Source organism: Deltaproteobacteria bacterium, from assembly GCA_016234845.1.
In the GTDB taxonomy this organism is placed as follows: Bacteria; Desulfobacterota; Deferrimicrobia; order Deferrimicrobiales; family Deferrimicrobiaceae; genus JACRNP01.
On sequence record JACRNP010000146.1, the window covers coordinates 1 to 5280 of the forward strand.

Here is a 5280-nt window from a genome sequence, read left to right on the forward strand (position 1 = left end):
CAAGACGAACAAGGAATATTACGCGATGCTCAAGGAGATCGAGGGGACGCGCCGCACCAACGCCGCCCGCGAGGAGGAGCTGCTGGCGCTGCTCTCCCGGTACGAGGAGGCCGAGAAGCGGCGGGGCGAGCTCAAGGCCGAACTCGAGGAGGTCACCGGGAAGTACCGGGAGCGGATGGTCGACGTGGAGGCGCGGATGGGCGCCTTCGACGGGGACATCGGGAAGATCGTCTCCCGGAAGCGCCAGGTGGCGTCGAAGCTCGAGCCGGGGCTGGTGCGCCGGTTCGAGATGATCTTCGATCGGCGGGACGGGCTGGCGATCGTCGCCGCGAGGAACTACTCCTGCACCGGCTGCCACATGAACATCGCCCCGCAGCTGTTCAACCTGCTGCAGCGCGAGGACCGGATCCACACCTGCCCCAACTGCAACCGGATCCTCTACTTCGAGCCGGTGGAAGGCGAGGCGGCCGGCGGGTGAGCCGGGTTCCCGTCACCGTTCGCGTGGACGGCGCCAGCCGCGGCAATCCGGGGCCGGCGGGCGCCGGAGCCGTCGTCGAGTTCGGGGACGGCCGCCCTCCCGTCGAGCTCAGCTCCTTCCTCGGGGAGACCACGAACAACGTCGCGGAGTACCGCGCCCTGCTTCTGGCGCTCGAAGAGGCCGGGAAGCATTCCCCGGGGTCGCTCACGGTATTCTCCGACTCCGAGCTCCTCGTGCGGCAGATGAACGGGCAGTACAAGGTGAAGGCGGAGCACCTCCGGCCTCTCTATCTCGAGGCGTGCCGCCGGTTGCGCGCTTTTCCGTCGGCCCGTATACTGCATGTCGGACGCGAGGAGAACCGCCGGGCCGACCGGCTGGCGAACCTCGCGATCGACCAGCAAGGGTAAGCGCAGCTGGCAGGCGTCCGAGGAGGCCAGGCGGCCGCCGGCCCCCACCGTTACCGGGGGCGGGAGGAAAGTCCGGGCTCCGCAGGGCAGGGTGCCGGGTAACGCCCGGTGGGGGCGACCCCGAGGACAGTGCCACAGAAAACACACCGCCTCCCGCCTCGGCGGGCGGTAAGGGTGAAAAGGTGAGGTAAGAGCTCACCGCGCGGCGGGCGACCGCCGCGGCACGGCAAACCCCACCCGGAGCAAGGCCGAATAGGAGGGCGACTCCGCTCCCGAAAGGGGGCGGGGGAAGGGCGACCCGCCCGGAGCCCTCGGGTCCAGGCCGCTCAAGGTCCGCGGCGACGCGGGCCGTAGAGAAATGGCCGCCACGCGGTGCGATCCGGCGCCGCGCACAGAACCCGGCTTACGGCCTCCTCGGACGCTTTTTCCGTCCCCCGAATCTCCGCACACAAACGCCGTTTCCGTCACGCGCTCTCCCCGAGCGAATTTTTCTTCCGTCCGGCGTGAAATGGCTTGACACCCTTCGGATCCCCGGTAGAATACCCAACAAGTGGGTAATTGTGGGGAAAGGTGGGTAATAGGCCCCCATGATCTTCCGTGGTCGCTTCGAATATACCATCGATCCCAAAGGCCGGGTCAATATCCCGGCGCCGTTCCGAGACAACCTGAAGGAATCCGGCCAGGAGTCGTTCTTCCTCACGAATTTCTCGAACTGCCTGTTCGTGTTCGCCGCCGACGACTGGGCGCGGATCGAGGAGCGGCTATCCCTCGTCCCGACCACCGACCGGAAGAAGAACGGCTTCGTGCGATTCTTCCTCGGCGGCGCGGTCGAGGCGGTGCCGGACAAGCAGGGGAGGATCCTCGTTCCCCCGACGCTGCGGTCGTACGCCGCGCTCGAGAAGGACGTGGTCATCCTCGGGATGCCGAACCGGTTCGAGATCTGGTCGCTCGCGCGATGGCAGGAGGAGATGGTCCGGTTCGAGAAGGAAGTGCACGAAGACCCCGAGCTGGCCCGGGAGATCAGCGCGCTCGGGATCTGATCGGTGGCCGCGGGTCACATCCCCGTTCTTTTCCAGGAGACGTTGGGACTGCTTGCCCCCGCCCCCGGGGAGGTCTTCCTCGACGGGACCACCGGCGCCGGCGGACACGCGGCGGAGATCGCGGAGCGGATCGGCCCCGGGGGCCTTCTGGTCTGCGCCGACGCGGACCCCTCGATGCTCGCCGTCGCGGACGAGGCGCTCTCCCGCTTCCCGTGGGCGCGAACGGTGCACTCCGACTTCGCCGACCTCGACGCGCTGCGCGAGGCCGCCGGGGGAAGGCGGTTCGACGGGGCGCTGCTCGACCTCGGGATCTCCTCCGTGCAGCTCGACGATCCGGCCCGGGGGTTCACGTTCCGCGAGGAGGGTCCCCTCGACATGCGCCGCGACCCGGGCGGCGGAGGCCCGACGGCGGCGGAGATCCTGCGGGACACCCGGGAGAAGGAGCTCGCCGACCTGATCTACGAATACGGCGAGGAGCGGTTCTCGCGCCGGATCGCGCGGGCCGTCGCGGAGCGGAGGAGGAGGGAACCGATCCGCACGACCGCGGAGCTTGCGGCCCTTGTGGGCGCGGCGATCCCGCGGAAGGCGTGGCCCAGGGACATCCACCCGGCCACCCGCGTGTTCCAGGCGCTCCGGATCGCGGTCAATGGGGAGCTGTCCTCCCTGGCCGCGTTCCTCGACCGGATCCCGGAGCACCTCTCCCCGGGAGGGCGGGTGGCGGTGATCAGCTTCCACTCGCTCGAGGACCGGCTGGTGAAGACGGCGTTCCGGCGGCACGCGGCCGGCGGCGAGGGGAAGGCGGCGACGCTCGCGATCCTGACCCGCAAGCCGGTCGTGCCGACGGACCGGGAATCGCGGGACAACCCGAGGGCCCGCAGCGCGAAGCTCCGGGCGGCGCGCAGGATCTGACGGCTCGAAAAAGGAGGCCGCGACATGACGAAGATTACCGTGGGGAACGGCGTGTACATCATCACGGAGATCCGCAAGGAGAAGGCGCCGGTCGCGGTCGTCCCCCGGCGGCGCGGGTACGTCGCGCTGCTCGCCGTCCTGCTGGGGACCGGGCTGTTCAACATCTGGCTCTCGGGCCAGTACATCCGCACCGGCTACCGCGTCTCCGCGGCGCTCGAGGAGAAGCGTACCCTGCTGAAGCAGCAGGAGGTCCTGCGCACCGAGATGCTCGCCCTGCGCAGCCCGTCCCGGATCGACACCATCGCGCGGACGGAGCTTCGGATGGTGGACCCCCGGATGGACCGCGTGACCCGGTGAGATGACTCCCCGCGCCCGCATCATCCTCGGGGGGCTGCTCTCCCTGTACGTCCTCGTGGTCTTCCGGGCGTTCCACATCCAGGTCCTCGGAATGAAGGGGATCCGCGAGCGCGGCGCTAAGCAGTACTGCACCAACATCCCCTTGATCCCCAAGCGGGGGCTGATCCTCGACCGGACCGGGAGCGAGCTCGCCGTGAGCATCGCCACGAAGTCGGTCTTCGTCCAGGCGGGAAAGCTCCGGCAGATGCCGTCCACGGCCGCCGACGAGGCGGTCCGCGAGGTGCGGACGGCGATGGCGGCGATCGACCCGGATTCGCGCGGGAGGGCGTCCGCGATCGACGGCATCGGCACCGTGGAGGAGCCGAAGCGGTTCTACCCGAACCGGGAGCTCGCCGCCTCCCTCCTCGGCTTCACGAACCTCGACTGCGAGGGGATGGAGGGGATCGAGCTCTCCCTGAACAAGTATCTGCGCGGCGAGCGGGCGCTCCTCGCGTGCGAGCGGGACGCCCGGGGGCGCATCATCGTTCCCGCGAGCACCCCGGTGGAGGCCAATCCGAACGGGCACTCGGTCGCGCTGACGATCGACCGGAACATCCAGCACATCGCCGAGACCGAGCTCCAGGCGTCGGTGTCGAAGTACAACGCCCGGGGAGGGATGGCGCTGGTGCTGTCGCCGAAGACGGGGGAGATCCTCGCGATGGCGACCGCGCCGTCGTTCAACCCGAACGCCCCCGCCGGCGCGCCGGCCGAAGCGCGGAAGAACCGGTCGCTGACCGACAGCTTCGAGCCCGGCTCCACGTTCAAGGTGTTCACCCTGGCGTCGGCGCTGGAGATGGGGGCGGTCGGGATGGAGGATCGGTTCTTCTGCGAGAACGGGTCGTACCGGTACGCGGGAAGGGTGATCCACGACACCCACCGGTACGGGTGGCTCACCGCCCCCGACGTCATCAAGTTCTCCAGCAACATCGGCATCACGAAGATCAACGACCGGATGGACGGCGACCGGTTCTACGACATGATCCGCGCGTTCGGCTTCGGTTCCCGGACCGGCATCGAACTGCAGGGGGAGGTCCCCGGCCTCTCCCCGAGCCGGTCGGGATTCCAGAGCCGGATCCGCCGCGCGACCGTCTCCTTCGGGCAAGGGATCTCCGTGACGCCGCTGCAGCTGGCCGCCGGGATGGCCGCGGTGGTCAACGGCGGGAAGGTGATGAAGCCGTACGTGGTCCGCGAGATCCGCGATCCGGAGGGGAAGACGGTGTTCCGCGGCGAGCCGCGGGAACTGCGGCGGGTCCTCTCGCCCGGCACCTCCTCCCGCATGCGGGAGATCCTCGGACGGGTGGTCCAGGAGGACGGGACCGGCACCCAGGCGCGGATCAAGGGGTTCCTGGTCGGCGGAAAGACGGGGACCGCGCAGAAGGTCGAGCACGGGACCGGGAGGTATTCCGCCAGCAAGCGGACCGCATCCTTCGTCGGCTTCCTGCCGCTGCAGGATCCCGAGCTGCTGATCCTCGTGGTGATCGACGAGCCGCGCGGCCAGGTGTACGGCGGGGTCGTCGCCGCGCCGGCGTTCAACCAGATCGCGGTGAAGACGGCGTACTACCTCGGCATCCAGCCCACCGAGGCGATCGCGGCCTCCCCCCGCCGGCCGGACGTCGCATCCCCCGGAGCGGTCCGCGTCACCTCCGTGTCGACCGCGACGACCGGCGCGATGATCATGCCGGACCTCGCGGGGCTCTCCATGGGACGGGTCGTGGACCTGATGGGCAGGTATTCGGTCAAGCTTTCCCTCTCGGGAAGCGGCGTCGCGCGATCGCAGACGCCGGCCCCCGGCGCCGTCCTGGTCCCCGGGACGGAGTGCACGGTGAAGTTCGCGGCGGAAGCCGTGTCGGTTGCGGCAACCGCGGGCAAGGGGAAGCGGTGAGGCTTTCGGCCCTTCTCTCCGCGGCGGCGCCAGGGGCCGCATGCCCCAGTGACGACATCGAGGTCGGCGGGATCCGCGTGGATTCGCGATCCGTCCGCCCCGGCGACCTTTTCGTGGCGCTCCGGGGAGGAAAGTCCGACGGGCACGATTTCCTGGAGGCCGCCGCGC

At 69.6% G+C, this 5280-nt stretch carries 7 protein-coding genes and 1 other RNA gene; all 8 read left to right on the forward strand.

Annotated features, from left to right (window positions below; all coding sequences use genetic code 11):
• On the forward strand, positions 1 to 478 hold a 478-nt coding region (locus HZB86_09910), incomplete at its 5' end, for a hypothetical protein (protein MBI5905843.1).
• Complete coding sequence (locus tag HZB86_09915) at positions 475 to 885, forward strand: ribonuclease HI family protein (protein MBI5905844.1); 411 nt, start codon at positions 475 to 477, stop codon at positions 883 to 885. The genes HZB86_09910 and HZB86_09915, both read left to right, overlap by 4 nt.
• A gap of 18 nt (positions 886 to 903) precedes the next feature.
• An RNA gene (gene rnpB / locus HZB86_09920) (RNase P RNA component class A) lies at positions 904 to 1306 on the forward strand.
• A 166-nt stretch (positions 1307 to 1472) separates the two neighbouring features.
• Positions 1473 to 1925: a division/cell wall cluster transcriptional repressor MraZ gene (mraZ, locus tag HZB86_09925; GenBank protein ID MBI5905845.1), complete on the forward strand. Its 453-nt coding sequence runs from the start codon at positions 1473 to 1475 to the stop codon at positions 1923 to 1925.
• Between the two features lie 3 nt (positions 1926 to 1928).
• Entirely contained in the window at positions 1929 to 2834 is a 906-nt protein-coding gene (rsmH, locus tag HZB86_09930; GenBank protein MBI5905846.1) for a 16S rRNA (cytosine(1402)-N(4))-methyltransferase RsmH, read from the forward strand.
• A gap of 24 nt (positions 2835 to 2858) precedes the next feature.
• The gene (locus HZB86_09935) at positions 2859 to 3191 is read left to right on the forward strand and encodes a cell division protein FtsL (GenBank protein ID MBI5905847.1); all 333 of its coding nucleotides are present in this window, start codon (positions 2859 to 2861) and stop codon (positions 3189 to 3191) included.
• A 1-nt stretch (position 3192) separates the two neighbouring features.
• A complete protein-coding gene (locus HZB86_09940; GenBank protein MBI5905848.1) occupies positions 3193 to 5112 on the forward strand; it encodes a transpeptidase family protein in 1920 nt (639 codons plus the stop codon).
• On the forward strand, positions 5109 to 5280 hold a 172-nt coding region (locus HZB86_09945; protein MBI5905849.1), incomplete at its 3' end, for a UDP-N-acetylmuramoyl-L-alanyl-D-glutamate--2,6-diaminopimelate ligase. The genes HZB86_09940 and HZB86_09945, both read left to right, overlap by 4 nt.